This window comes from Aquisalibacillus elongatus (assembly GCF_003843875.1).
Classification (GTDB): domain Bacteria; phylum Bacillota; class Bacilli; order Bacillales; family Alkalibacillaceae; genus Aquisalibacillus; species Aquisalibacillus elongatus.
Window position 1 is genome coordinate 681,509 of sequence record NZ_RKRF01000007.1, and the last position, 23,683, is coordinate 705,191.

A 23,683-nucleotide genomic window follows, 5' to 3' on the forward strand; every position below is an offset into this window, starting at 1 on the left:
TTATAACTGAATGAATTGTATAAAGTGTAAAAATGGAACCATAAAAATCAAACTGTCAAAACGATCTAATATACCGCCATGACCAGGAAGAATATGTCCCGTATCTTTAATATCATAAATACGTTTAAATGCTGACTGTATCAAATCGCCAACTTGAGCTAACACAGAAGCCACAATAGAGACAAACACAACCAATAACATATGCTCATGATAATTGAATATAACTTGTAAGATTACAGCTACGATGATTGCTCCAATAACTCCACCAAAAAAACCTTCTATCGTTTTCTTAGGGCTAATAATAGGCCATAACTTATGTTTACCAAAAGCTCGTCCAGCAAAATAGGCTCCTGTATCCGTCAACCAAATAATTAATAAAGCAAATAAAATATATTCTAAACCTGCTTCTCGCGTTAAAATTAAGTAACCAAAACCAATTCCAACGTATAAGGATGATAATAAAACGAATGATACATCATCAAATGAAAATCGATTTTTGACCAATACGGTATATGCTAAAAGTATAAATATTAACGCATAGAGTATTTCAGACTTCGATAGTGGTATGTATTGATTTAACTCAAAATAATAATTATTAAATAAAAAAGTCCATAATAATAATACCCCTACTATAGAAGGGAATGAAACGATAGGGATTCGTTTCATTTTTAACATTTCAAATAAACCGATTGTTCCAATTAAATAAATAAAAATAACAAAAGGCCACTCGCCATATAAAACGAATGGTAAAAAGATTAATAATCCTATGATTGCTGTAATTATACGTGTTTTCATTATGCATCACAACCTTACAAACCACCAAACCTGCGTTTCCGGTTCTGGTATTCAATTATTGCTTCGTCTAAAGCTTCTTGGTCAAATTCAGGCCATAATTTCTCTGTAAAATAAAACTCGGAATAAGCCACTTGCCATAATAAATAATTGCTTAGCCTTTTTTCACCACTTGTTCTAATAACTAAATCTGGATCTGGTAAACCTTTAGTATATAAATAATTTGAAATTAAAGACTCATCGATAGCATCAACACTTAGTTTATTTTCCTTAACATCTTGACTGATCGCCTTAACAGCATCTGAGATTTCCGAACGGCTTCCATAATTCAATGCAAAATTTAATTGAAGTCCAGTATTATGTTTTGTTTGCTCAATTGAATACTGAACAGCCTTTTTCGTTGCCTCAGGCACACCGTCAAAATGGCCGATGGTTGTTACTCTTACATTATTGTTTACTAAATCCGGTAAATATGTATCTAAAAACTGCGACGGTAACTTCATAATAAATTCGACTTCTTTTGGAGGTCGTTTCCAGTTTTCTGTTGAAAAAGCGTATAATGTTATGGCTTTTAACTCAAGCTCAACAGCTCTTTCTACAACTTTTTTTATCGTTTTCATACCTTCACGGTGACCGGCTACACGTGGCAAGCCTCTTTTTTTTGCCCATCTGCCATTTCCATCCATAATGATGGCAACATGGTCTGGGACGTTCTCAAAATCAATAGTGTTTTGAGCCTTTTTTGTTTTAAAATTCATGTTCATCCCTCGCCAAACAAGTAAGAAAAATTTAGCTTTCGCATGATGCGAAAGCTATTAATATTATATCATGAATTTATGGTAATTCATTCTAATTTTATACTTCTGTCATTTCTTTTTCTTTAGCATCAAGTAATTCATCAATTTCAGCGATATGTTTGTCTGTTTCTTTTTGTACATCTTCTTGATAAGAACGTAAATCGTCTTCTGAGATTTCGCCTTCTTTTTCAAGCTTTTTAAGTTGATCGTTAGAGTCACGACGAATGTTACGAACTTGTACTCTTGCTTCCTCAGCATACTTTCTCGTAACTTTTACTAGATCTTTACGACGTTCTTCAGTTAGTGCCGGAATATTAATGCGAATAACATTACCGTCATTATTTGGCGTGAGTCCTAAATCCGCTTTTTGAATTCCTTTTTCGATGTTTTCAATTGCAGATTTATCAAATGGTGTAATCACAAGTAAACGTGGTTCAGGAGCTGACACTGTTGACAGTTGATTCAGCGGAGTATTAGCTCCGTAATACTCTACATAAACCGAGTCTAGAATGGCAGGATTTGCTCTACCTGCACGAACAGTAGATAACTGTTTTGAATAAGCCTGTACGGCTTTTTTCATTTTGTCACGACATTCTTGAATTACTGAATCACTCATGGTCTTCCTTCCTCCTAATTATGGTTCCAATATTTTCGCCTGTTACAACACGTCTAATGTTGTCTTTGTCAGTGATGGAGAATACAATTAATGCTATGTTGTTATCCATACATAAAGATGAAGCAGTTGAATCCATCACGCCTAAACCTCCATTAAGTAAGTCTAAGTATGATAGCTCGTCATATTTGTAGGCTTCTGAGTCTAATTTTGGATCAGCATTGTATACGCCATCAACGTTGTTTTTAGCCATTAATATTACATCTGCTTCCATCTCTGCAGCCCTTAAAGCAGCTGTTGTATCTGTAGAGAAGTATGGATTACCAGTACCTCCAGCAAAAATAACGACACGTTTTTTCTCTAAATGACGCATAGCTTTCCTTCGAATATATGGTTCTGCCACCTGTCTCATTTCAATAGATGTTTGAACTCTAGTTGGAATATCCAAGTTTTCTAGTCCATCTTGTAGAGCTAATGAATTCATAACAGTTGCCAGCATTCCCATATAGTCAGCATTGGCGCGATCCATACCTACTTCACTACCTATTTTACCACGCCATAGGTTACCTCCGCCAACAACAATAACAATTTCTATGCCTAATTTATGAATTTCTTTTATTTGATTGGCAATTGATTTAATAAATTTAGGGTCAATACCGTAACCTTTATCCCCGCTTAATGCTTCCCCGCTTAGTTTTAAAACAATTCTATTATATTTTGCTGTCGACATAATGACCTCCGTTATGTTTACATGAAAGTTTTGACGTTTGCTTGAAAAATAGGGAACACACTGTGTCCCCTATCTTGTTAAGCAAAAATTAGTTATTTACTTGGTTCATAACTTCGTCTACGAAGTTATCTTCACGTTTTTCCATGCCTTCGCCAACTTCATAACGAACGTATTGTTTGACAGTAGCACCTTTTGATTCAACATACTTCTTAACTGTTTGATCAGGATCTTTAACAAATTCTTGTTCAAGTAAGCAAATTTCTTCAAAGAATTTTCTAAGACGACCTTCAACCATTTTTTCTACAATATTTTCAGGTTTACCTTCGTTTAGTGCTTGTTGCTTTAACATTTCACGCTCTTTATTCACTTCTTCTTCTGGTACATCTTCACGAGAAATATAACGAGGGTTAACAGCAGCAACGTGCATTGCAACATCTTTAGCTACTTGCTCATCATCTGTACCTTCTAATAAAGCTAATACGCCAATACGGCCACCCATGTGTAAATATTTACCGAAAGCTGCGTTATCATCTTTTTCAATGATTTCAAAACGGCGTAGTGAAAGCTTCTCACCGATTTTTGCAATTGCAGACTTAATGTAGTACTCTAATGTATCGCCTTCACCGTGAAGCTTTTGTTCCATAGCTTCTTCAAGTGTTGCAGGCTTGAATTTAAGTAAATGATTCGCTAGATCGTCTAATAACGTTTTGAACTCATCGTTTTTAGCAACGAAGTCAGTTTCGCTGTTCACTTCAATAATAACAGCTGTATTACCTTCACTCACAATATGAGTTGAACCTTCTGCAGCTACACGGTCAGCTTTTTTAGCTGCTTTTGCCATACCTTTTTCACGTAGAAATTCTGCTGCTTTTTCTAGGTCACCATCAGTTTCAGTTAAAGCCTTTTTGCAGTCCATCATACCTGCACCAGTTTTTTCACGTAATTCTTTTACCATTTGTGCTGTTACAGCCATATAAATCCTCCTTAACTTAACTTTATTTCATTCGTCATATGATGACGTTATTATGCTTTAAAAAAGGTGATAAAAGGCTCAACCTCTTATCACCTCACCTTTTACTCTTGCACTGTTTCAGTTTCTTCAGATTGTTCTTCAGAAACTTCTGCTTGTTCTTCTTCTGCCGCAACATCTTGAGTTGTTTCACCTTGTTTAACTTCTAAAATAGCATCTGCCATTTTAGCAACAATTAGTTTAACGGCACGGATTGCATCGTCGTTTGCTGGGATGACGTAATCTACTTCATCCGGGTCACAGTTAGTATCTACCATTGCAACAATTGGGATGTTTAATTTATGCGCTTCAGCAACAGCAATACGTTCTTTACGTGGATCAACGATGAATAATGCATCCGGAAGGCCATCCATGTCTTTTACACCGCCTAAAAATTTCTCTAGACGATCTTTTTCTTTTAAGATCATAACGACTTCTTTTTTCGGAAGTACGTCGAATGTGCCATCTTCTTGCATGCGCTCAATATCTTTTAGACGATTAACACGTTTTTGAATCGTTTTGAAGTTTGTTAGTGTACCACCTAACCAACGTGAGTTGACATAGTACATTCCAGAACGAAGAGCTTCTTCCTTCACTGTGTCTTGCGCTTGCTTCTTCGTACCTACGAATAGAACTTTGCCTCCATCTTCAGCTAGGTTCTTCACAAAGTTATAAGCTTCATCAACCTTTTTAACTGTTTTTTGTAGGTCGATGATGTAAATGCCGTTACGCTCCGTAAAGATGTATTTTTTCATCTTCGGATTCCAACGACGAGTTTGGTGTCCGAAATGAACACCAGCTTCTAGTAGCTGTTTCATTGAAATAACAGACATAATTTAATTCCTCCTATGGTTTTATTCCTCCGCCTACTTCATAAATGAATCAAAACTTACGTTTTATAAGCACCTTTGACTCATTTCCATAAGCGTGTGTATTTAACACCAAAAGTTAATATATCATAACCTTGGTGAGCTAGCAAGGTTTATACGTGCATTTTTTGATTAAATTTTACAATAAGTTCAATCTCAGTGCTTCCTTTATCCAACTTTTTCGCAATCTCTTCAATGCTATGCCCAGAATGATACAAATGCATAACTTGTGTTTGTAAAGATGGCGGTTCAACTTGATCCTCAACTGAAACTGACTCAGGCTTAAAGTCAGATTTCATTTGTTCTGTAGCATTATGTCTATGTGTCGGCTGATAGGATTGTGATATTTGATTATCGGACGCTTTCGTCGGTTCGAATGTTGAGTGTTCAACTTTCGATATTGCTTGAATGAACTTCTTATTTTCATCTTTTAACTCTAATAAATAAGAGTCAAACATATCTTCAGTTTCACGTACACGTTTTTCAAAGTGACGTTCGGATTCGTTTTGTTTCTGTACTTGTTGATATAACCAAATAATGGCAACAAACGTTACACCGTGTAAAATTAGACTAAAAATTAATAATATATTGTTCATAATGACATCCTTATTCTTATCCAGAATAGTCGATAATATTTCCGAGATAGGGGTGTTTTTCTGAGGGATATGACTTCTCTATGTCTGAATCAGAATTAGAAATAGAGTGTTGTTGGTCGGATGAAGACTCGTCCTCTTCATTCCTGACTTTCTCCTCTTCTTTTGCCTCTAACACCTTTTTCCTTTTCAATTCAGCATTCTTCATTTGTATTTGAGCCATTTGATCCTGGGAAAGTTGTCCACGTTGATTCATTTGCTCCTGCAATTGACCTGCATCTTGAGTTCTAGGAAGTGCAACTTGAAGTTCAACACCTTTCCAACTCATCAGAACACCACACCTTATATATTTTATAGATCAAGTGATTCCTTCTTATTGATTATAGCAAAATGAGTTGTTGTATTGTGGTGAGCGAAGGTGGCGAATCCTGTGGGAACAGCACGAGACGAAAATCACGCAAAGCGAAACGATAGTGAGCTTTGGGAAGTTGAGTCCGTGCCCACGGAAAGCGTCCACCGAAAGCGAATCACAAGAACAACAACGGGGTTCACATAGATCTTTTTTATAAAGAAGAAATGGTGAAGTCATTTTCTATGAAGACAACGGATATATACTTTTCTTCTCTTAATATTTTCTTAGAGTATTTTCCGGCAAAAATTTCTGTGTTTGGATAAATTATACCATGTGCAGACAGCTTTATAAACTCTTCTACTTGTTCTCCTAAATCAATCTCACTAAATTCATTCTTTAAGTCATCTAATAACAACTTCGTCTGATCAATTGATTTCTCCTGCTTAAGTAAAATAGCCTTTTCTTTAGCATTTAGATCTCTTACATTTTGTTTTTGTTTAAGGGACTGACCAATTTGTTCAAGTTTCTGTAGTTGATCTTCTAATGATTCTATTTCGTTTTCTAAATAACGACGTCGGTCTCTCGCTTCCTTATTTTCACCTAAATAAATATTTGTAGAGGTGTGCATACGATTACCTACATCTCGGCATACAATTTTCTGTCCTGCAGAGACCGACCCTCCAATGATATGCCCCTTCTGACACACAACTTCTTCCTTAGCAGATACTTGACTATGAAAAATTGACTGATTAACTTGAATTGATCTCCCTGAAGATAATTGCCCTTGATTAACGTTCCTAATATGTATATCGACACCTGCTTTAATAAAACCTTTACCTAATCCAGAGATTCCCTCACGTACATATACAGAGCCACCAGCTGTTAAGTCTGCAGCCTCAACTAATCCGTAAACCGTTATATCGCCTCTTGCTTTTACTGAAAATCCCTCAGGAATATCACCTTTAATGACGACTGAGCCATTAAAATCAATATTACCTGTCTTTAAATTGAGTGATTCAGATACTTCATATAAAGGTAATACTTGAATCTGTTTAAAATTCATCGATATTTGACCATTATCAATGGCATAGTAAGAACGCTCTTCTTCTACATATTTAACACCTTTTCCTGGTTTTAATTGTGGCCAACTACCAGGCTTAGGTTCAATTTCGTCATTCGAAACAGTTGTTCCGGATTCACCAGGTGTAGGTGGTATGATGACAGCTAATAAATCTCCCGCTTCAGCTTTCGGAATTTTAATGACTTCTTTAAAGTCAATTCGTTCTGATTGAGATAAATCCATCTTCACTTCCACATCCACTTGATACTGGATATAGCCATCGTTCCCATTTACAGGGGGCATCCCTTCTGCAATAGTTAACGGCCACTCAATTTCATTAGGGTGCTCTATAATGTTTTTTATTAGTTTCTCATTAATGCCAAAATTCGCTTGTTCTTCGGATAAAAAATCTAAAATAATTTGTTCAGCATGATTCTCTTTTGACAAATCGATGAGATTACTTTCTGAACCCTCAATTAGGTTTAACGTAGCTTCTAGATGATCATTAGATAAGGTTACTTGAAAAATTTGACTCAAATCCATGATGACTCACCTCTATCGTAATAATAAGCAAGTTTACATAATTAAATTACGGATAACTTGTTTCTTAATTTAGCAATTGCTTTACTATGAATTTGCGATATACGGGATGTTGATCGTTCTAATACTTGGCCAATTTCTGTAAACGTCAACTCTTCTTTATAAAATAAGCTAATGACTAATTGTTCATTTTCATTTAATTCCGTAATTAAATGACTAATTTCATGAATGCTTTCATTTCTCTCAATAACTTCTGATGGTGTTAAACCATCTTCATCAGGAATAGTGTTTCTTAAATTCTCGCGTTGGTCATCATCCGATTCCGTTGTTTTATCTTCAATGGATAATACATTTGCGAATAAAGTATCCTTAACTACTTCTGCAACTTCATCTTCGTCTAGATTCGTATACGATGCCACTTCTTCTAGTGTTGGTGTTCTTTTATATTGTTGTTCTAATGTTTCATAAGCTTGTTCTATTTGTTTGGACTTATCGCGAACTGATCTTGGTAACCAGTCTTCTTTTCTTAATCCGTCAATAATCGCACCTCTTATTCTAAAAGAAGCGTATGTATCAAACTTTAAGTCACGTTTAGTATCAAATTTTTCAAGTGCATCAACTAGCCCCATAAATGCTAAACTTTTCACATCTTGACGATCAACATTTTTAGGAAGATGAGCAAACACTCGATTAACTTGATAATCAATTAACGGCATATAATATTCAACCAACTCATTACCAGCATCACGATCTTTATTTTCTTGCCATTTTTCCCATAAAGATTCCAAAGAGGTCGTTGTTTGTTTCACGTTCTGTACCCCCAAACCTAGACGAATTATATATAAGTAATGCCCTTATAAACTGTTCTGATCTTCAATTCAAAGGTGCTTGTGTCAAACTCAATCGTTCGACCACTACTGCCACCGATATCTTTTGCAATTATCGGTATTGATAGTTGTTCCAGACGTTCTTCAATAGCGTTAACATTTTTCTGACCGATGTTCATCTTTTCATTTTGGCTAGATAAATTAAACATTTGGGAACCTCCAGCCATTTTAGCTTTAAAAACTCGTCTTTTAGCACCCTGTTTAATTAATTGTTCGATTAATTCGCTAATACCCGTGTCAGCAAATTTGCCAGGATTAAATTCAGTATTTCGAGCTAATGATGATTCAGGCAACATAATATGAACCATACCTGCTGTGTAAGTGATATCATCATAGATTACTAAACCTACACAAGATCCTAATCCAGAGGTTGAAATAGTTTGCGGGCGGCGCGCAACCTTCAAGTCTGCAATTCCTACTTTAACGATATCCAGTGTTTGTTCCATGACTACTTAACTCCTAATTGATCAAATATAGTATGAAATGCATCCGGATTAGGTAATAGAAAGAAATGGCCTTTTATATCCTCTTCTAATTCATCAGAAGAAAGTATAGTTTCGATTAATATGACTTGATCCGAAACTTTTGATGTTTCGATTAACCCCTGGGTCATGATAGCGCCAGTCATATCAATTGCAGCATTTGGAACAAGTGATTGTAAATTAAGGTTCAAGAAATCCGATAAAGCTCTTAAATAAGATCCTGTTAAGATATTTCCAAGCTCTAAGAAAGCAGACCGAGCAATCTGATTTTCTTCATTTAATAATGATTGTTGTTCATCATGAGTCAGTAGTTGTAATAAATAATCAGCGTTTTGTGGTTGAATTAAAAAGAAAACACTACCTGAGAAATCGCCTTCAAACTCTACTAATGTTGCGGCTTTAACATCCTCAGGACCCCCAGTTAATTCCATCATGTCATCAAAAGAAACGATATTAACAACTGGTACATCCATTTGAATAGATGTATCTAGCAAATTAGACAACGAGGTTGTCGCATTGCCTGCGCCTATATTTCCTATTTCTTTTAGTAAATCCAAATGTTTTTGGTTAAACTGAAATTGTTCCGCCATTTAAATTTCCCTCTCTATGACTGATTAGATGCTAATTCTTCCTCTTCATGTAGTACTTTTTCTAAATCTAATAAAACAATCAGTCGATTATTCTCTTTCGTCACACCTTTGATGTAATCAACATGTGTTGAATTAAAAGCTTCTGGCGGAGGTTCTATTGTACTTGAACCTAAGTCAATGACGTCATTTGCCTCATCTACGATAAATCCAACTGTCATATCCTGTAATTGAACAATTAAAATACGGGTTTGATCATCGAAATCAATTGATTCTAGGCCGAATTTTTTACGCAAATCAATGATTGGCGTAATAATTCCTCTTAGGTTCATAACACCTTTCATATAAGGTTTCGTGTTTGGAACTCTCGTAATCTTTTGAACTCTTTCAATCGAACCGACTGATTCAACCGGAATGCCATAGTACTCTGTGTCTAATTTAAAAACAATATGTTTCGTTACTTGTTCAACCGCTTCACTCATGATTATCATCCTCTCTCTAATTATTTTATTAACGCATTTGTATCTATGATTAGCGCAACATCACCATCACCTAATATCGTAGCACCAGAAAGCGCAAACACCTGTTTTAAATAGTTTCCTAGATTCTTTAATACTATTTCTTGCTGACCGATAAATGAATCAACGACTAAACCTGCCATTTGATCTCCTTTTCGAACGATTACAACAGAAGAGTACTGATCCTCATTTGTTTGATCACTCTGTGGTACATCTAAAACGTCTTTTAAATCAATAAGCGGGATAATATTCCCTCTAAAATCAATGACTTTTTCACCATGTGCCTTGTATATGTCTTGATCTTTTATCACGGTTGTTTCAATGATAGATGAAAGCGGAATGGCGTAAGTTTCATCTTGTAATACTACTAACATAACGGAAATAATTGATAACGTTAATGGTAGTTTAATTAAAAAAGTTGTCCCTTTTTGATATTCGGATTGTATTTCAATAGTGCCACCTAACGATTCAATCGTATTTTTCACAACATCTAATCCAACACCTCGACCTGAAATATCTGAAATTTGGTCGGCTGTTGAAAAGCCACTTGACATAATTAATTCGTTCGTTTGTTTATTCGTTAAGTTTTGAGCTTGTTCTTGTGTAATTACTTGTCTTTCTAAAGCTTTTTGTAATACTTTTTCTTGATTAATGCCACCGCCATCATCTTTAATTTCAACAAAAACATGATTTCCACTATGATAAGCCTTCAGTAATAGTTGACCGGTTTGTGGTTTTTGCAACTGTTTTCGCTCTTCTGGCATTTCAATACCATGGTCAACGGCATTACGGATTAAGTGAACAAGTGGGTCACCAATTTCATCAATCACCGTTCGGTCTAATTCTGTTTCAGCACCTTCTATTTGAAAATCAATGTCTTTTCCTAGATCTCTTGCTAAAGAGCGCACCATTCTTGGAAAACGATTGAATACTTGTTCAATCGGAACCATTCGCATATTTAAAATGACATTTTGTAAGTCACTAGAAGTTCTCGACATTCGTTCAACCGTTTCGCGGAAATCCTGATGTTCTAACGTCTGTGCAAGTTGTTCTAAACGGCCTCGATCAATAATTAACTCTTCAAATAAATTCATCAATGCATCTAATCGATCAATATTAACACGGATGGTCTTGTTTCCGACTTGTTTTTTCGATGGTTGATCAGATGAATCATTTGAAGCTTCAGTTTCCTTAGATGGCTGCGGTTTCTCCTTAACTTCAGTACTTGCTGTGACTTCTTCTTTAGCTGCACTTTCTTGTTGATGTGCTTGAATATTAAATTGTTCAATATGCACATCTTGAACTTCGGATACTTTGAATATCTTAGAAGTTAAATCATCATGAGAATCTTCTGTAACAAGTAACAACTGGAACGATTCTTCAAAATCTTCTTCCTCAAGTTGTTCAACAGGTGGTAAGGATTTAATCACTTCGCCTGCTTTTTCTAATACCTCAAATACCATATATACTCGCGCAGCTTTTAATAAACAGTCTTCAGATAATGTCACTGTAATGTGATATACGTTTTGCCCTTGTGTTTGAGCCTGTTCAATGACGGTTTGTTCAAATTGATCTAGTTTTAAATTTGTATTTTTAGGAGTGTGATTATCAGTTTCTGCAAAAGTCTCTCCTGATTCTATTGCCTTAAGTTTCTCGACAATTGCAGAAACATCTTTTTTCCCTTCTCCACCATTTGAGACATCCGCTACAATCTCTTCTAACGCCTCGATAGAATCGAACAGGACATCATTAACATCTGATGTCACTGGCACGTGTTCATTTCTAATCGCATCAAAGACATTTTCAAGCTTATGAGTTAAATCGGCTAAATCCTCAAACCCCATTGTTGCAGACATACCTTTTAAAGTATGTGCCGCTCTAAAAATATCATTAACAATCGTTAAATCGTTCGGGTTATTCTCTAATGCTAATAATCGGTCATTCATTACTTGTAAGTTTTCTTGACTTTCATCAATAAAGACTTCTAAATACTGGTTCGTCTCCATTATTAGGTCCCCCTCATTGAACTAACTTTGATAACATTTGTGCAATTCGATCTATTGGTAATACCGCATTAACTTGTACGGTTTGTTTGAGTGATTTAGGCATTCCATCAATAACGGCAGTATCCTCTGACTCAGCAATAAAAAAATAAGAGTTTGAATGTCTTTCTATAGTTTGAGCGCCTATGCTGCCATCAGTTCCCATTCCAGTTAGAACTACATTTATTAAATTATAATGATCTATATTTGCTAGCGATTGGAACAACTGATTCACAGAAGGAATATGGCCATGTTGAATAGTAGGTTCTGAAATGTTGGCTACTAAAGATCTCGCCATAGGCTTGACTTCAAATTGTAATCCACCTGGGGCCACGTAGGCATTACCCTTTTTCAATACTTCTCCATTTTCAGCTTCTTTTACAGGTATATGTGATATTTGATCTAGTCGTCTAGCCAAAGATTGTGTAAACCTTGGTGGCATATGTTGAACAATTAAAATTGGTGCCGAAAAATCTTGAGGTAATTGTTGCATTAAAGTTTGCAATGCTTTAGGACCACCTGTTGAAACACCAATTGAAACAATGGAATGCTCGTATAATAACTCTTGGTGACGATGAGTTTGCACTGAATTGTGTCGACTTTCCTGTTTGACATTAGCTGTAGCTGCAGCTGTTATTTTATGAATTAGCTGGTCTTTAACCTCCTCTATATTTAAAGAAATAGCTCCTGAAGGTTTCGTAATAAAGTCAACAGCACCATACTCAATCGCTTGAATGGTGCTATCAGTACCTTCGCCAGTTAAACTAGACAACATAATAACGGGAACTGGGTATTCTTTCATTAGTCTTTTTAACGCTGAAAGACCATCCATTTTTGGCATTTCTACATCCAATGTAACAACATCCGGGTTAAAGCGTTTGACTTTTTCTAAGGCGTCAAGTCCATTACGTGCCGTATCTACTGTTTCCATATGATCTGATTGGTTAATCATATCGGATATCATTTTTCTCATGAAGGCTGAATCGTCGACGACTAACACCCGTATGTTCTTCAAGTTTAATCTACCTTTCTTTTGAAAATCGATTTAAGTTTGCTAACAAATACCTTTTCATTTAATTCTGAATTTATTGGTAATGCTTGATTAGCTTTTAAGAAGTCCAAAACTAGTTTAGCCATATTTTTACTAACGCGAGCTTTACTATTTAATATATAATAAGGCGTTTGTTCTTTAACTCCTTTTATAACAATGGGGTCATCCGGAAGACTCCCTAGTAAGTTTAATTGATAAGATAAAAAATTTTGGACCGCAGCTTGTAATCGATTGAATACAATTAAAGACTCATTCGGTCCATTCACGCGATTCACCATTAATGAAATGTTGACCTCAGGCCGTTCTAGCACAATATGTTTAATGGCAGCATAGGCATCCGTAACTGAAGTGGGTTCTGTTGTGGTCACAACAAAACATTCTTCAACTGCAGATATAAATGCCATATGCTCCTCTGACATGCCTGCGCCAAGATCAAAAATGATATAATCATATTCGGTTGTCACACTTTCTAATTGAGTTAGAAAATAATTGAATCGTTCTGCATCTAAGTGAAAAAAATCAGATAGTCCTGAGCCCGCTGCAATATATGATAAATTAGTTGGGCCAGTTTCAATGATTTCTTTTATGTCTAGTTGCTGATTGAGCATGTCATTTATGTTGTATTTCGGATACATCCCTAACAGAATATCAATATTGCCCATTCCAATATCCAAATCAAAAATTAAAACTTTTTTGCCTTGTTTGCTTAAGCAAATACTAAAATTCAAAGCAAAACTTGACTTACCAACGCCACCCTTTCCACTAAAAACAGCGATAGTGTGTGCTTGTTTGGAATCAGATTGATCCTGATTCACTTTTTTTCTTAACTCATAAGCTTGATCCTCTACCATTGCTTCTCACCTACTAACATTTTAACGATTAGCTCAGGTGATGCTTCTTTGATGTCATCTGGTACACTTTGTCCATAAGTTAAATAAGATATTTTAAATCGATGATCGTTCCACAAGTTATAAATAGGTCCAAATTGTGTTGTTTCATCTGCTTTAGTGAAGATCACTCGATTTATACCTAAAGTTGAAAAACGATTAAAGATGTCTTCTAAATCTTTATATTTTGAGTTTAAAGATAAAACACAATAAATCTCTTCGTCCTTATTAAATGAAATAATCTCTTTTACTTGATTGATATATTCGTCCTTACGATAATTTCGTCCAGCTGTATCAATAAATACGAGGTCATAGTCTTTAAATTTATCTTTTGCCGCCTCGAAATCTTCCTTGTTATAAGCTACCTCGATTGGAACGTTTAATATTTTGGCGTAAGTTTTCAATTGATCAATCGCCGCAATTCGGTAGGTATCAAGCGTTATAAAGGCTATTTTTTTACCGTCTGTAATCGAGTTAAAGGCTGCTAGCTTCGCGATTGTGGTTGTTTTGCCAACACCTGTTGGTCCTAGCAAATAAATATATTTCGTATCATCATGCGGTTGACAAGCTTCTGAATCAATTAATTGATCTATAAAATATTGTTTAAGATATTGTTTAAGAGTCTCTTCATCTTGAGATTGGTTAGTGTAATAGGTTTCTAAAAGTTTCGGAATGAGCTCGTCTATGAGACTATTATGTAATTCTTGTTGTTGAAGATCCTTACATACATTTTGCACTGGATCAGGTAATATTTGGTCTTGCTGATTAGTTGATGTTTGTTGTAATTGCTTTCGTAATTCATTTAATTCCTTGCGAATGTCTTCATGAGCTTCAGTTTGCTGCGTATTAGAACTAGTTGTTTCTTCACGTTTAAGGTTGACGATTTGAGAGTATTGACGTTTTGGTTTTTGCTCCCTTACTGGGTTTGGGTCAACAGCTGCGAATACCTCAATATACTTTTTTCTGAATAGGCCCAAAAAGCCTTTTGTTCTGGCTTCTCTGGAGTTTAAAATCACAGCTGACTGCCCTAAATCTCCTCTTACAATTTTCATAGCCTCAGGCATTGTTGGTGCCGTATATTTTTTTACCTTCATGTCAGATTCACCACCCCAGCACTTTCGACATCTGCATCTGGTTCTAATTCGTTATACGATAAAACCACAACTTCTGGTAAATATCTTGAAATGAGTTGTTTAACATACATTCTTATCGCTGGTGAACATAATACAATCGTAACAGAGTCTTGAATAAAAGCTCGATTAACTTCCTGATTGACTGCCTCTATGATCGATTGTTGTTGTTCAGGTTCTATATTTAAGAAATTACCATGTTCAGTTTGTTGTACATGATCAATAATGGACTTTTCAATATTTGGTGATAAGGTAACCACTTTAATCACGCCGTCTTCATTCATATATTGCTTCGTTATTTGTACTGATAGGGCTTGCCTACAATACTCTGTTAGTAAATCAGTGTCCGTTGTCATTTTCCCAAAGTCAGCTAATGTCTCGAAAATTACTGGTAAATTACGAACAGCCACTTGCTCATCTAGTAATCTTCCTAAAATTCTTTGAATATCTCCAGTTGATAATGGGTCAGGTGTTACCTCTTCAACTAGGATTGGATGACTCTCTTTCAAGTGATCAATTAATTGTTTTGTCTCTTCCCGTCCGAGTAATTCACTAGCATATTTCTTTATGACTTCAGTAATATGCGTTGACACAACAGATGGTGGGTCTACAACAGTATAGCCTGATAGTTCTGCTTCGTCTTTCATTTCTTCATTAATCCACTTCGCCGGCATCCCAAAAGCTGGTTCCTTCGTATCAATGCCTTCAATAGAATCATCTTCTATATCTGGGCTCATCGCTAAATAATGATTTAAATATAATTCTCCTTTAGCAACTTCATTACCTTTAATTTTTAATTGATACTCATTGGGATTTAATTGTATATTATCTCTAATTCTTACAACTGGAATAACGATACCTAACTCTAAGGCTAATTGCCTTCTGATCATAACTATACGGTCGAGTAAATCACCACCTTGATTAGCATCAGCAATTGGGATTAACGCATAACCGAATTCAAATTCTATCGGGTCATTGTTGAGTAATTGTACAACACTTTCAGGTGAAGACATTTCCTGAGATGTCTCTTCTTCTTCATCTACAAATTCCTCAATATCGGTTTGTTGTTGTTTAGAAGAATCAAGATAGAACCCGCCTACACCTAAGATTGCCGCAATAAATGTTGTCAATCCAAAATTTATTGGTGTTAAGCCTAGTAAAAATATAGCTCCAGCTGCAACATATAATAGTTTAGGATAGCGGAATAGTTGTGCTGTGACGTCATATGATAGATTTCCTTCAGCTGCAACACGTGTAACAATAATACCTGTAGCTGTTGCGATTAATAATGCAGGTATTTGTGAAACTAGACCGTCACCTACTGTAAGTCTCATAAAAACATGTACTGTTTCATTTAACGAGAGACCCATTTGAGTCATACCAATAATAAACCCAAAGATTATGTTAATTAAAACAATTACAAGACCAGCAATGGCATCACCTTTTACGAACTTACTCGCACCGTCCATTGCGCCATAAAAGTCAGCTTCGTTTTCAATCTTTTCACGCCGTTCTTTGGCTTGCTGTTCAGTAATTAATCCGGCATTTAAGTCAGCATCAATACTCATCTGTTTACCAGGCATTGCATCTAATGTAAAACGCGCTGCTACTTCTGACACACGCTCTGCACCTTTTGTAATGACAATAAATTGAATAATAACTAAAATTAAAAAGATGACGAAACCAACGAATGTGTTTCCACCCGTTACAAAGTTACCGAATGTATCGATCACACCACCGGCATCAGCTTCAGATAAAATAGAACGTGTTGTCGAAACGTTTAATCCTAACCTAAATAACGTTAGTAATAATAATAACGATGGAAAGATAGCAAAATCTAATGGCTCCTGCGTATTCATTGTTACTAAAATAACAATAAGCGCAATCGTTATATTAGTCAGGATTAAGAAGCTCAGTAAACCACCCGGAAGTGGAATAACTAACATAATAACGATTAATATGACTCCTAATAAAACAGATAAGTCTCTTGCTGACATACGATTACCCTCACTTATACATCTTTAAGCTTTACGTTGCATGTTATAAACATAGGCTAATACTTCTGCAACAGCTTGGAAAAAATCTTCTGGAATTTCTTCATTCAAATCTACTACCTGATAAAGATTTCTCGCTAACCATCTATTCTCTACCAGCATCACGTCGTTTGCTTTAGCTACTTCCCGTATTCTAAAAGCTACATAATCAACGCCCTTAGCCACGACGATAGGAGCATCTGACCTATTTTCGTCATACTTAACGGCTATTGAATAATGCGTCGGGTTTGTAATGACAACATCCGCTTCTGGAACTTCACTCATCATACGTTGTTGCGACATTTGACGCTGTCGTTCTTTAATACGAGATTTAATTAATGGGTCACCTTCGATGTTTTTATTTTCATCTTTAACATCTTGCTTGGACATCTTAATGTTTTTTTCATAATCATAGCGTTGGTAAATAAAATCAGGAATAGCTAGAAACATCAATACTAATGACGAAGCAATACCCATCCAAATTGTTAATTGGCCAAAAAACTGAATCGATTCGTTGACTGATTTCATTGATAGTAGCATCATAGCGTCTTTATTAATCCATATAACAGCGAAACAAATGGCTCCGATGGATAATATTTTTAACATAGATTTAACAAATTCAACTAATGCTCTAGCTGAGAAGATTCGTTTAAACCCCTTTATAGGGTCTACTTTCTTTAAGTCAAATTTAATCGCTTCTGGAGCGAATAAAAAACCAATTTGAATATAATTTGCTAAAAAAGCAGATACCATAGCAACAACCATTATCGGTAAAACAACTTTTACTGCCTCAATAGTTGATTGAAAAAAGATTGATTCAATATTAGCTGCTGTTAGATCCCAATGAATAAATTCTGTAAAACTATATGTATACATGCCAGTCAAAACTTTTCCCATGGTTGAACCAAAGACTATAAAGAATATAAAGATAAAAAATAGCATGATAGATGTATTGATATCTTGACTTTTAGCAACTTGACCTTTTTTCCGGGAATCTTGCTTCTTTTTCGGTGTTGCTTTTTCAGTTTTTTCCTGATTAAAAAATTGTATATCTAAGCGTAATAGCTCCATATTACGCCCCTCCTAGAATTCGCATTAAATCTCTCATTGAAATAATCATGAACTCAAATAAGTTCGTTAAAAGCATAATGAAAAAGCTAAAAAATATAAGAATGACAGCAAAACTTACGCCTATTTTTAACGGAAGACCGACTACAAACACGTTTACTTGAGGTACGGTTCTAGCGATCATCCCTAGGGCAATATCAACTAAAAACAACATCCCGACGATCGGAATAGACATTTGAAAGGCAATAACAAACATTTGCGCAAACGTATTAATGATAAATTCTGGGAACGCCTCGCTGGATATATTGATTAAATCAGCCATTCCGATAAATTCATAGCTGTAATAGATCCCATCTAATAACAAATGATGTGCATTTGTTGTGACTAACAGCAGCAAGGTGAATATATAAAAGTATTGTCCAATGATTGGACTTTGAACACCTGTTTGTGGATCCACGATATTAGCAATTGCAAATCCCATCTGAAAATCGATAAACCCACCTGCAATTTGGACTGCGGCAATGATTAGATAAGCTAATAACCCTAAAAAAAGTCCAATCGTGACTTCTTTTATTAACAGGATGATAAAAAAGCCGTCAAAGACTAGTACTGGAATTTCCACTGCGAAAAACATAACCCAAGTCAGGACGACGACAAATGTGATTCTGTGACTCATCGGAATCGAGCGATGAGAGAAAAATGGAACCATCATAAAAAAACCAGCTAAACGAGCAAAGATTAATAGAATTCCTGGAAGTCTTGCTAAATCTATTGTTTCAATCATGTCAACCCACTACTCGGCTAATATTATTAAAAATACTAATCGTAAACTCTATCATTCGCTGCAACATCCATGGTCCAAAAAAAACAATTCCAATAAAAACAGCAATAATTTTAGGAATAAAGGCTAATGTTTGTTCTTGAATTTGGGTTGTGGCCTGAAAAATACTAACTAACAAACCAACAGCGAGAGCAAGTATTAATAATGGGCCAACAACAATTAATATCGTATATACGCCTCTTTCTGCTAATGATATAACTTGATCTGGACTCATAATTTAACCTACTCTCTATCCAAAACTTTCGAGTAATGAGTGAGTGATGAGATACCAACCGTCAACAATGACAAATAATAAAATCTTAAATGGCAATGAAATCATAACTGGTGGCAACATCATCATTCCCATGGACATTAAGACACTTGCAACAGCCATATCAATCACCAGAAATGGAATGAATATCATAAAACCCATCTGAAAGGCTGTTTTAAGTTCACTTATGGCAAATGCAGGGATTAATGCTGTCATTGGTATATCCTCAATTGATTCTGGTTGCTCAGCTCCAGAGTAATTAAGAAACAAATTAAGATCTTTTTGCCTTGTATGATCAGACATAAATTCTTTAAAAGGTAAGCTCGCTCGTTCGTAGGCTTCATCCAACGTAATTTCTTCATTAAATAATGGATCTAAAGCTTCGTCGTAAACCTCATTAAAGGTTGGTGCCATAATGAAAAAGGTTAGAAATAGTGCTAAGGCAATCAGTACCTGGTTAGGTGGCATTTGTTGAGTCGCTAATGAAGTTCTGACAAAACCAAGTACGATAACGATACGAGTAAAACTTGTTAATAAGATTAAAATACTAGGCGCTAACGTTAATACTGTTAATAAAAGCAGCAATTGCAGTGCTGTGGATATACTATTTGGATCTTGATCTGAGAAAATATTTACAAAATCAGCCATTTGGATCATCATCTCTATTGTGATAACGTTTCGTTAAACGCTCACGTGTATTTTTCATAGACTCTAATTCCGCTTGAAATTGCCGCTTCGTTTCTTGTTGTTGATAAGGATTCTGTTTTTTGCGTTGAAATGTGTCCAATATGTTTTGAAATGAACTCATTTTCTGATCTGAATCCTCTTGATTCATGAGTTTTTCGATTGTTTCAGAATCTTTAATTTCAGTTAATAACTGAACGTCTTCTCCAACTCCAACAAGAAAATATTGCTCGCCTACTTTAATGATTTGAACTGATTTGTTAGCCCCTAATGATAATCCACCAATATTAACGAGAGAACGACTCTGTTGATAAATTCGACTTCTTTTTTGAATGAATTTAAGTAAGACATAAATTAAACCCAGTACAAAGACTAACGCCAAAACCATTTTCACAAAGTCCCAAAACAAGGATTGATCGTTTTGTAAACTGACTTCTTCCTGTTCATTTGCTTGAGTGTTTTCTTCGTTATTATTAGATTCTTCTTGTTCATTTGGTTGTTCATTAAACTTTTCGCTTACTGGCTCAGATTCGTCAGCATGTATCGGTGATACAACTAAACATAGAGCTAAGACCATCGTAGACAGCAAGCTTTTAACCATTATTTTCATGCGAACCTACCTTTTTTCTTCGTTAGTTAAGTACTTTATTGATTGCTTCTAGCACGCGGTCTGATTGGAATGGTTTAACAATAAAGTCCTTTGCTCCTGCTTGAATAGCGTCAATAACCATTGCCTGTTGTCCCATTGCAGAACACATTACAACTTTTGCGCCTGGGTCGTCTCCTACAATTTCTTTTAACGCTGTTAGACCATCTTTTTCTGGCATCGTAATATCCAATGTCACTAAGTCTGGTTTTAGCTCTTTATACTGCTCAACTGCTTGATTTCCATCCTCAGCTTCACCTACGATTTCAAATCCGTTTTTCTCCAAAATGTCCTTAATCATCATTCTCATAAACGCAGCATCATCTACAATTAAAACCTTATCTCCCATAATGAATCCCCCTATTTTATCTTAATTTTTTTAGTCTATCAGATTTATTAAGGATATCTGTAACTCTCACACCAAAGTTTTCATCGATGACGACTACTTCGCCTTTAGCGATGAGCTGATTATTAATTAAAATATCAACAGGTTCACCAGCTAATTTATCTAACTCTAAGATTGAACCGGTGTTTAACTCTAGTATTTCCTTAATAGATTTACGGGTTCGCCCTAGTTCAACGGATACATTTAATGGAATATCCATTAATAAATCTAAATTATGATTTTCTTTGGATGAAATTTTCGGTGAATCATCAAAACTTGAAAACTGTGCAGATTCAACAGAATTAATGAGTTGTTTATTCTGGCTGTTATGTCCCAGTGATTGAGACTCTTTTGTTGATTCTTGTGTATCACTATTATCATGATGATCAACAGCGGGTTCAGAGCTTGGTTGAGACGCTTGTTGAACTTCTTCATTTGGTTGAACTTCACTCGTTTTGGAACCTGAGTTTAATAATTGATCAACGTAATCCTTCGCAAAATCAACCGGCATTAATTGCATGATAGCGGAATCGATTAAATTACCAACTTTAAGTTGAAATGACGCTTTAACAAAAGAGTCCTCGTTCGGAACATATTCCATGCCTTCACCTGTCTTAACATCAATCACTAACGTCTCCGGTGGTGAAATATCAATTTTCTTATCAAAGACAGATGACATACTCGTCGCAGCTGAGCCCATCATTTGGTTCATCGCTTCTTGAACAGCACTTAATTGGATTTCTCCTAACTCCTCATTAGGATTCGTTCCGTCACCGCCTAACATTAGATCTGCAATGACGGCCGCATCATAACTTTTAATAATAAATAAATTTAACCCTTCAAAACCTTGTGTATACTCTACGACTACCGCCACATGAGGTGTTGGAAATTCGTCTACTAACTGTTGATTACTAACAATTCCAACTGTTGGTGTCGTAATTTCTACTTTTTGATTAAGAATAGTCGATAGAGTTGTTGCAGAACTACCAAAGGAAATGTTTCCTAATTCGCCGATTGCATCCACTTCCATTGAGGATAAAATATCTTCCAATGGGGGACTCGTATTTTCACTTGTTGTTGGTTTAGATTCTTCATTTTGTCCATTTAGAAGAGCATCAATCTCTTCTTGAGACAGCATATCGTCTTTACTCATCGTCTTCCCCCCTAAACTCTTCTATTATTTGAACAGCTAGATTTTGTTTTTTCTTACCTGGCTGCACGTAAAACTTAGGTTCATCATTTGTCATCATAATAAGCGGTTCATCGATTTGTTGGTCTAAAGAAATGACATCATTTTGAGCTAAATTTAGAAACTCTTCAATCGAAATGGTTGATTCACCTAAAAGGACCTTCGCATCAACGTCAACACCTTTTAGGTTTTGACTTAAATTTTGATAATGCTCTGGGTTTATTTCAGATGTTTGGGTTTGCATCCAGTAATGCATTGATAATTTTGAAATTATCGGTTCTAATACGATGTGCGGAATACAAATGTTAATCATTCCAGTAGCATCACCGATTGATGTGTTTAACGTAATGACCACAACGGTTTCATTTGGTGAAACGAGTTGTACGAATTGAGGGTTGACCTCTAATTCTTCTAACGTTGTATCAATTTCAACCATCGATGACCAGGCTTCTTCTAATGTGGTCATGGACTGTTCAAATGCACGACTCATAATTCGTGTCTCAATTTCTGTTAAGTTTTCAACCTTATTAATTCCTGTTCCCTATCCACCTAAGGTTCGGTCCAAAATCGCATAAGCAATATTTGGGTTCACTTCTACTAGTAATCTTCCTTCAAGTGGTTCAACTGAGAACACATTTAAAATCGTACGCTTAGGAACAGAACGAATAAATTCTTCATATGGGATTTGTTCAACAGAAACTAAAGATATATTGACATATGACCTCAATTGACCTGATAAATAAGTCGTTAGTAGCCGAGCGAAGTTTTCATGAATTCGACTCAGCCCTCTAATTTGATCTTTAGAAAATCGTAAAGCTCTCTTAAAATCATATTCTTTAACCTTTTTTTCTGTTTCTTCCTCTTTTAATTCATCTGCATCCATTTCTCCACTTGAAATAGCTGATAGTAGAGCATCTATTTCACCTTGTGAGAGAACTTCTTCTGACATTTTACCCACCCCCGTTTCGGAGAGCCGAAATCTATTGTAGTACCTTATCTGTAACTAATACTTTTGTCACTAAGCCATCATCTAGTAAATTATTTAATTTTAAGCGAACGGCTTCTTCTATGTTGTCCAATCCTGAACGAAAATCATTTGATTCTTTAACCGTAATTGTTTTGATGATCGCATTATTCAGTTGAAAATTTTCACCTTTTTGCAGGCGTTCTTTAGTGGATTCATTATCCGTTATAATTCTAAATCTAATACGAATAAATTTATCATCCGATAAGTCCGTTGTGATCTCTTCTGTTTCAAAAGAATTTTCAACTTGCTCATCAATTGTTGGTTCACTGTCACCGCTTGCTGGTGTATCCATATAAAGTAAAACAATAACAGCAATAACTCCAACTAATGTTAAGGCAATTAACGTTGTCACCATTAACTTAATCGGTTTGCTCATGGTCCATCACTTCTTTCCTAACTAAATGTCCAAGACCAATTTCTTTATAGAAGTCTTGTGTCATCTCAATGACTTCTTCCATTGATTCTTTTACAAAATGCTTTTTTCCATTTGTCAATGTAATTGTTGTATCAGGCAAAGATTCAACCTTTTCGATATATAACGCATTGACGACAAATTCTTGATCATTAAGCCTCGTTACATTAATCATAGATTGGTAGGAGCTGCTATATTGCAGCTCCTAT

28 protein-coding genes and 1 pseudogene are annotated in these 23,683 nt (G+C 35.5%); 1 reads left to right on the top strand and 28 read right to left on the bottom strand.

The annotated features are described in order from the left end of the window. The 8 genes from EDC24_RS04170 to EDC24_RS04205 all read right to left on the bottom strand — a co-directional run bounded on the left by EDC24_RS04170 (position 1) and on the right by EDC24_RS04205 (position 5,731). Positions 1 to 795, bottom strand: coding sequence for a phosphatidate cytidylyltransferase (locus EDC24_RS04170; RefSeq protein ID WP_124219983.1), 795 nt, complete (start codon positions 793 to 795; stop codon positions 1 to 3). A gap of 14 nt (positions 796 to 809) precedes the next feature. Next, positions 810 to 1,550 (bottom strand): undecaprenyl pyrophosphate synthase, encoded by a 741-nt coding sequence (locus tag EDC24_RS04175; protein ID WP_425455172.1) that lies wholly within the window; start codon positions 1,548 to 1,550, stop codon positions 810 to 812. 97 nt (positions 1,551 to 1,647) lie between these two features. After that, complete coding sequence (frr, locus tag EDC24_RS04180) at positions 1,648 to 2,205, bottom strand: ribosome recycling factor (protein ID WP_124219986.1); 558 nt, start codon at positions 2,203 to 2,205, stop codon at positions 1,648 to 1,650. Next, on the bottom strand, positions 2,198 to 2,932 hold the full coding sequence (pyrH, locus tag EDC24_RS04185; RefSeq protein WP_124219988.1) for a UMP kinase: 735 nt from the start codon (positions 2,930 to 2,932) through the stop codon (positions 2,198 to 2,200). Before pyrH ends, frr begins: the two co-directional genes overlap by 8 nt. Before the next feature lie 88 nt (positions 2,933 to 3,020). After that, entirely contained in the window at positions 3,021 to 3,905 is an 885-nt protein-coding gene (tsf, locus tag EDC24_RS04190) for a translation elongation factor Ts (RefSeq protein WP_124219990.1), read from the bottom strand. Positions 3,906 to 4,006: 101 nt separating this feature from the next. Further along, complete coding sequence (gene rpsB / locus EDC24_RS04195; protein WP_124219992.1) at positions 4,007 to 4,774, bottom strand: 30S ribosomal protein S2; 768 nt, start codon at positions 4,772 to 4,774, stop codon at positions 4,007 to 4,009. Positions 4,775 to 4,923: 149 nt separating this feature from the next. Then, complete coding sequence (locus tag EDC24_RS04200; RefSeq protein WP_124219994.1) at positions 4,924 to 5,406, bottom strand: DUF6115 domain-containing protein; 483 nt, start codon at positions 5,404 to 5,406, stop codon at positions 4,924 to 4,926. Between the two features lie 16 nt (positions 5,407 to 5,422). Next, a complete protein-coding gene (locus tag EDC24_RS04205; RefSeq protein WP_124219996.1) occupies positions 5,423 to 5,731 on the bottom strand; it encodes a hypothetical protein in 309 nt (102 codons plus the stop codon). A gap of 102 nt (positions 5,732 to 5,833) precedes the next feature. Between EDC24_RS04205 and EDC24_RS15360 the strand changes: the two genes are divergently transcribed. Further along, positions 5,834 to 5,959, top strand: coding sequence for a hypothetical protein (locus tag EDC24_RS15360; protein ID WP_281274494.1), 126 nt, complete (start codon positions 5,834 to 5,836; stop codon positions 5,957 to 5,959). Positions 5,960 to 5,966: 7 nt separating this feature from the next. Here EDC24_RS15360 and EDC24_RS04210 read toward each other — a convergent pair whose 3' ends face one another. The 20 genes and pseudogenes from EDC24_RS04210 to EDC24_RS04305 form a co-directional block, all read right to left on the bottom strand. Next, positions 5,967 to 7,358: a flagellar assembly protein A gene (locus tag EDC24_RS04210; protein ID WP_124219997.1), complete on the bottom strand. Its 1,392-nt coding sequence runs from the start codon at positions 7,356 to 7,358 to the stop codon at positions 5,967 to 5,969. A 41-nt stretch (positions 7,359 to 7,399) separates the two neighbouring features. Beyond that, positions 7,400 to 8,164, bottom strand: a complete 765-nt coding sequence (locus EDC24_RS04215; protein WP_124219999.1) for a FliA/WhiG family RNA polymerase sigma factor — start codon at positions 8,162 to 8,164, stop codon at positions 7,400 to 7,402. A 26-nt stretch (positions 8,165 to 8,190) separates the two neighbouring features. Then, on the bottom strand, positions 8,191 to 8,688 hold the full coding sequence (locus tag EDC24_RS04220) for a chemotaxis protein CheD (protein ID WP_124220001.1): 498 nt from the start codon (positions 8,686 to 8,688) through the stop codon (positions 8,191 to 8,193). 2 nt (positions 8,689 to 8,690) lie between these two features. After that, positions 8,691 to 9,314: a chemotaxis protein CheC gene (locus EDC24_RS04225; protein WP_124220002.1), complete on the bottom strand. Its 624-nt coding sequence runs from the start codon at positions 9,312 to 9,314 to the stop codon at positions 8,691 to 8,693. Positions 9,315 to 9,328: 14 nt separating this feature from the next. Then, positions 9,329 to 9,793, bottom strand: coding sequence for a chemotaxis protein CheW (locus EDC24_RS04230; protein WP_124220004.1), 465 nt, complete (start codon positions 9,791 to 9,793; stop codon positions 9,329 to 9,331). Positions 9,794 to 9,813: 20 nt separating this feature from the next. Then, positions 9,814 to 11,835 (bottom strand): chemotaxis protein CheA, encoded by a 2,022-nt coding sequence (locus EDC24_RS04235; RefSeq protein WP_124220006.1) that lies wholly within the window; start codon positions 11,833 to 11,835, stop codon positions 9,814 to 9,816. Between the two features lie 13 nt (positions 11,836 to 11,848). Beyond that, complete coding sequence (locus tag EDC24_RS04240) at positions 11,849 to 12,886, bottom strand: protein-glutamate methylesterase/protein-glutamine glutaminase (protein ID WP_124220008.1); 1,038 nt, start codon at positions 12,884 to 12,886, stop codon at positions 11,849 to 11,851. A gap of 2 nt (positions 12,887 to 12,888) precedes the next feature. After that, positions 12,889 to 13,773, bottom strand: a complete 885-nt coding sequence (locus EDC24_RS04245) for a MinD/ParA family protein (RefSeq protein ID WP_124220009.1) — start codon at positions 13,771 to 13,773, stop codon at positions 12,889 to 12,891. Further along, a complete protein-coding gene (gene flhF, locus EDC24_RS04250; protein WP_124220011.1) occupies positions 13,767 to 14,903 on the bottom strand; it encodes a flagellar biosynthesis GTPase FlhF in 1,137 nt (378 codons plus the stop codon). The genes EDC24_RS04245 and flhF overlap by 7 nt, the downstream gene beginning before the upstream one ends. Next, the gene (gene flhA / locus EDC24_RS04255; protein WP_124220013.1) at positions 14,900 to 16,936 is read right to left on the bottom strand and encodes a flagellar biosynthesis protein FlhA; all 2,037 of its coding nucleotides are present in this window, start codon (positions 16,934 to 16,936) and stop codon (positions 14,900 to 14,902) included. The genes flhF and flhA overlap by 4 nt, the downstream gene beginning before the upstream one ends. Before the next feature lie 24 nt (positions 16,937 to 16,960). Continuing rightward, positions 16,961 to 18,043, bottom strand: coding sequence for a flagellar biosynthesis protein FlhB (flhB, locus tag EDC24_RS04260; protein ID WP_124220014.1), 1,083 nt, complete (start codon positions 18,041 to 18,043; stop codon positions 16,961 to 16,963). Between the two features lies 1 nt (position 18,044). Continuing rightward, on the bottom strand, positions 18,045 to 18,824 hold the full coding sequence (fliR, locus tag EDC24_RS04265) for a flagellar biosynthetic protein FliR (protein WP_124220016.1): 780 nt from the start codon (positions 18,822 to 18,824) through the stop codon (positions 18,045 to 18,047). 1 nt (position 18,825) lies between these two features. Beyond that, positions 18,826 to 19,095 (bottom strand): flagellar biosynthesis protein FliQ, encoded by a 270-nt coding sequence (gene fliQ, locus EDC24_RS04270; protein ID WP_124220018.1) that lies wholly within the window; start codon positions 19,093 to 19,095, stop codon positions 18,826 to 18,828. Positions 19,096 to 19,110: 15 nt separating this feature from the next. Then, positions 19,111 to 19,779: a flagellar type III secretion system pore protein FliP gene (gene fliP, locus EDC24_RS04275; protein WP_124220019.1), complete on the bottom strand. Its 669-nt coding sequence runs from the start codon at positions 19,777 to 19,779 to the stop codon at positions 19,111 to 19,113. After that, the gene (locus EDC24_RS04280) at positions 19,772 to 20,425 is read right to left on the bottom strand and encodes a flagellar biosynthetic protein FliO (protein WP_124220021.1); all 654 of its coding nucleotides are present in this window, start codon (positions 20,423 to 20,425) and stop codon (positions 19,772 to 19,774) included. Before EDC24_RS04280 ends, fliP begins: the two co-directional genes overlap by 8 nt. Before the next feature lie 22 nt (positions 20,426 to 20,447). Beyond that, positions 20,448 to 20,810 (bottom strand): response regulator, encoded by a 363-nt coding sequence (locus EDC24_RS04285; RefSeq protein WP_124220022.1) that lies wholly within the window; start codon positions 20,808 to 20,810, stop codon positions 20,448 to 20,450. 16 nt (positions 20,811 to 20,826) lie between these two features. Further along, the gene (fliY, locus tag EDC24_RS04290) at positions 20,827 to 21,999 is read right to left on the bottom strand and encodes a flagellar motor switch phosphatase FliY (RefSeq protein ID WP_124220024.1); all 1,173 of its coding nucleotides are present in this window, start codon (positions 21,997 to 21,999) and stop codon (positions 20,827 to 20,829) included. Then, a pseudogene (fliM, locus tag EDC24_RS04295) lies at positions 21,992 to 22,984 on the bottom strand (flagellar motor switch protein FliM). The gene fliY and the pseudogene fliM overlap by 8 nt, the downstream one beginning before the upstream one ends. Before the next feature lie 31 nt (positions 22,985 to 23,015). Further along, complete coding sequence (locus tag EDC24_RS04300) at positions 23,016 to 23,438, bottom strand: flagellar basal body-associated FliL family protein (RefSeq protein WP_124220026.1); 423 nt, start codon at positions 23,436 to 23,438, stop codon at positions 23,016 to 23,018. Continuing rightward, on the bottom strand, positions 23,422 to 23,649 hold the full coding sequence (locus EDC24_RS04305; RefSeq protein ID WP_124220027.1) for a flagellar FlbD family protein: 228 nt from the start codon (positions 23,647 to 23,649) through the stop codon (positions 23,422 to 23,424). Before EDC24_RS04305 ends, EDC24_RS04300 begins: the two co-directional genes overlap by 17 nt. Between the last annotated feature and the right edge of the window lie 34 nt (positions 23,650 to 23,683).

Coding starts and splice junctions, on each gene's coding strand:
- fliP (WP_124220019.1), bottom strand. CDS start 19,779: ATGGCTGATTTTGTAAATATTTTCTCAGATCAAGATCCAAATAGTATA.
- EDC24_RS04210 (WP_124219997.1), bottom strand. CDS start 7,358: ATGGATTTGAGTCAAATTTTTCAAGTAACCTTATCTAATGATCATCTA.
- EDC24_RS04230 (WP_124220004.1), bottom strand. CDS start 9,793: ATGAGTGAAGCGGTTGAACAAGTAACGAAACATATTGTTTTTAAATTA.
- rpsB (WP_124219992.1), bottom strand. CDS start 4,774: ATGTCTGTTATTTCAATGAAACAGCTACTAGAAGCTGGTGTTCATTTC.
- EDC24_RS04245 (WP_124220009.1), bottom strand. CDS start 13,773: ATGGTAGAGGATCAAGCTTATGAGTTAAGAAAAAAAGTGAATCAGGAT.
- flhB (WP_124220014.1), bottom strand. CDS start 18,043: ATGGAGCTATTACGCTTAGATATACAATTTTTTAATCAGGAAAAAACT.
- fliR (WP_124220016.1), bottom strand. CDS start 18,824: ATGATTGAAACAATAGATTTAGCAAGACTTCCAGGAATTCTATTAATC.
- flhA (WP_124220013.1), bottom strand. CDS start 16,936: ATGTCAGCAAGAGACTTATCTGTTTTATTAGGAGTCATATTAATCGTT.
- pyrH (WP_124219988.1), bottom strand. CDS start 2,932: ATGTCGACAGCAAAATATAATAGAATTGTTTTAAAACTAAGCGGGGAA.
- tsf (WP_124219990.1), bottom strand. CDS start 3,905: ATGGCTGTAACAGCACAAATGGTAAAAGAATTACGTGAAAAAACTGGT.
- fliY (WP_124220024.1), bottom strand. CDS start 21,999: ATGAGTAAAGACGATATGCTGTCTCAAGAAGAGATTGATGCTCTTCTA.
- EDC24_RS04200 (WP_124219994.1), bottom strand. CDS start 5,406: ATGAACAATATATTATTAATTTTTAGTCTAATTTTACACGGTGTAACG.
- EDC24_RS04175 (WP_425455172.1), bottom strand. CDS start 1,550: ATGAATTTTAAAACAAAAAAGGCTCAAAACACTATTGATTTTGAGAAC.
- EDC24_RS04235 (WP_124220006.1), bottom strand. CDS start 11,835: ATGGAGACGAACCAGTATTTAGAAGTCTTTATTGATGAAAGTCAAGAA.
- EDC24_RS04285 (WP_124220022.1), bottom strand. CDS start 20,810: ATGGGAGATAAGGTTTTAATTGTAGATGATGCTGCGTTTATGAGAATG.
- EDC24_RS04170 (WP_124219983.1), bottom strand. CDS start 795: ATGAAAACACGTATAATTACAGCAATCATAGGATTATTAATCTTTTTA.
- flhF (WP_124220011.1), bottom strand. CDS start 14,903: ATGAAGGTAAAAAAATATACGGCACCAACAATGCCTGAGGCTATGAAA.
- EDC24_RS04225 (WP_124220002.1), bottom strand. CDS start 9,314: ATGGCGGAACAATTTCAGTTTAACCAAAAACATTTGGATTTACTAAAA.
- EDC24_RS04280 (WP_124220021.1), bottom strand. CDS start 20,425: ATGAAAATAATGGTTAAAAGCTTGCTGTCTACGATGGTCTTAGCTCTA.
- EDC24_RS04205 (WP_124219996.1), bottom strand. CDS start 5,731: ATGAGTTGGAAAGGTGTTGAACTTCAAGTTGCACTTCCTAGAACTCAA.
- fliQ (WP_124220018.1), bottom strand. CDS start 19,095: ATGAGTCCAGATCAAGTTATATCATTAGCAGAAAGAGGCGTATATACG.
- EDC24_RS04300 (WP_124220026.1), bottom strand. CDS start 23,438: ATGAGCAAACCGATTAAGTTAATGGTGACAACGTTAATTGCCTTAACA.
- EDC24_RS04220 (WP_124220001.1), bottom strand. CDS start 8,688: ATGGAACAAACACTGGATATCGTTAAAGTAGGAATTGCAGACTTGAAG.
- frr (WP_124219986.1), bottom strand. CDS start 2,205: ATGAGTGATTCAGTAATTCAAGAATGTCGTGACAAAATGAAAAAAGCC.
- EDC24_RS04305 (WP_124220027.1), bottom strand. CDS start 23,649: ATGATTAATGTAACGAGGCTTAATGATCAAGAATTTGTCGTCAATGCG.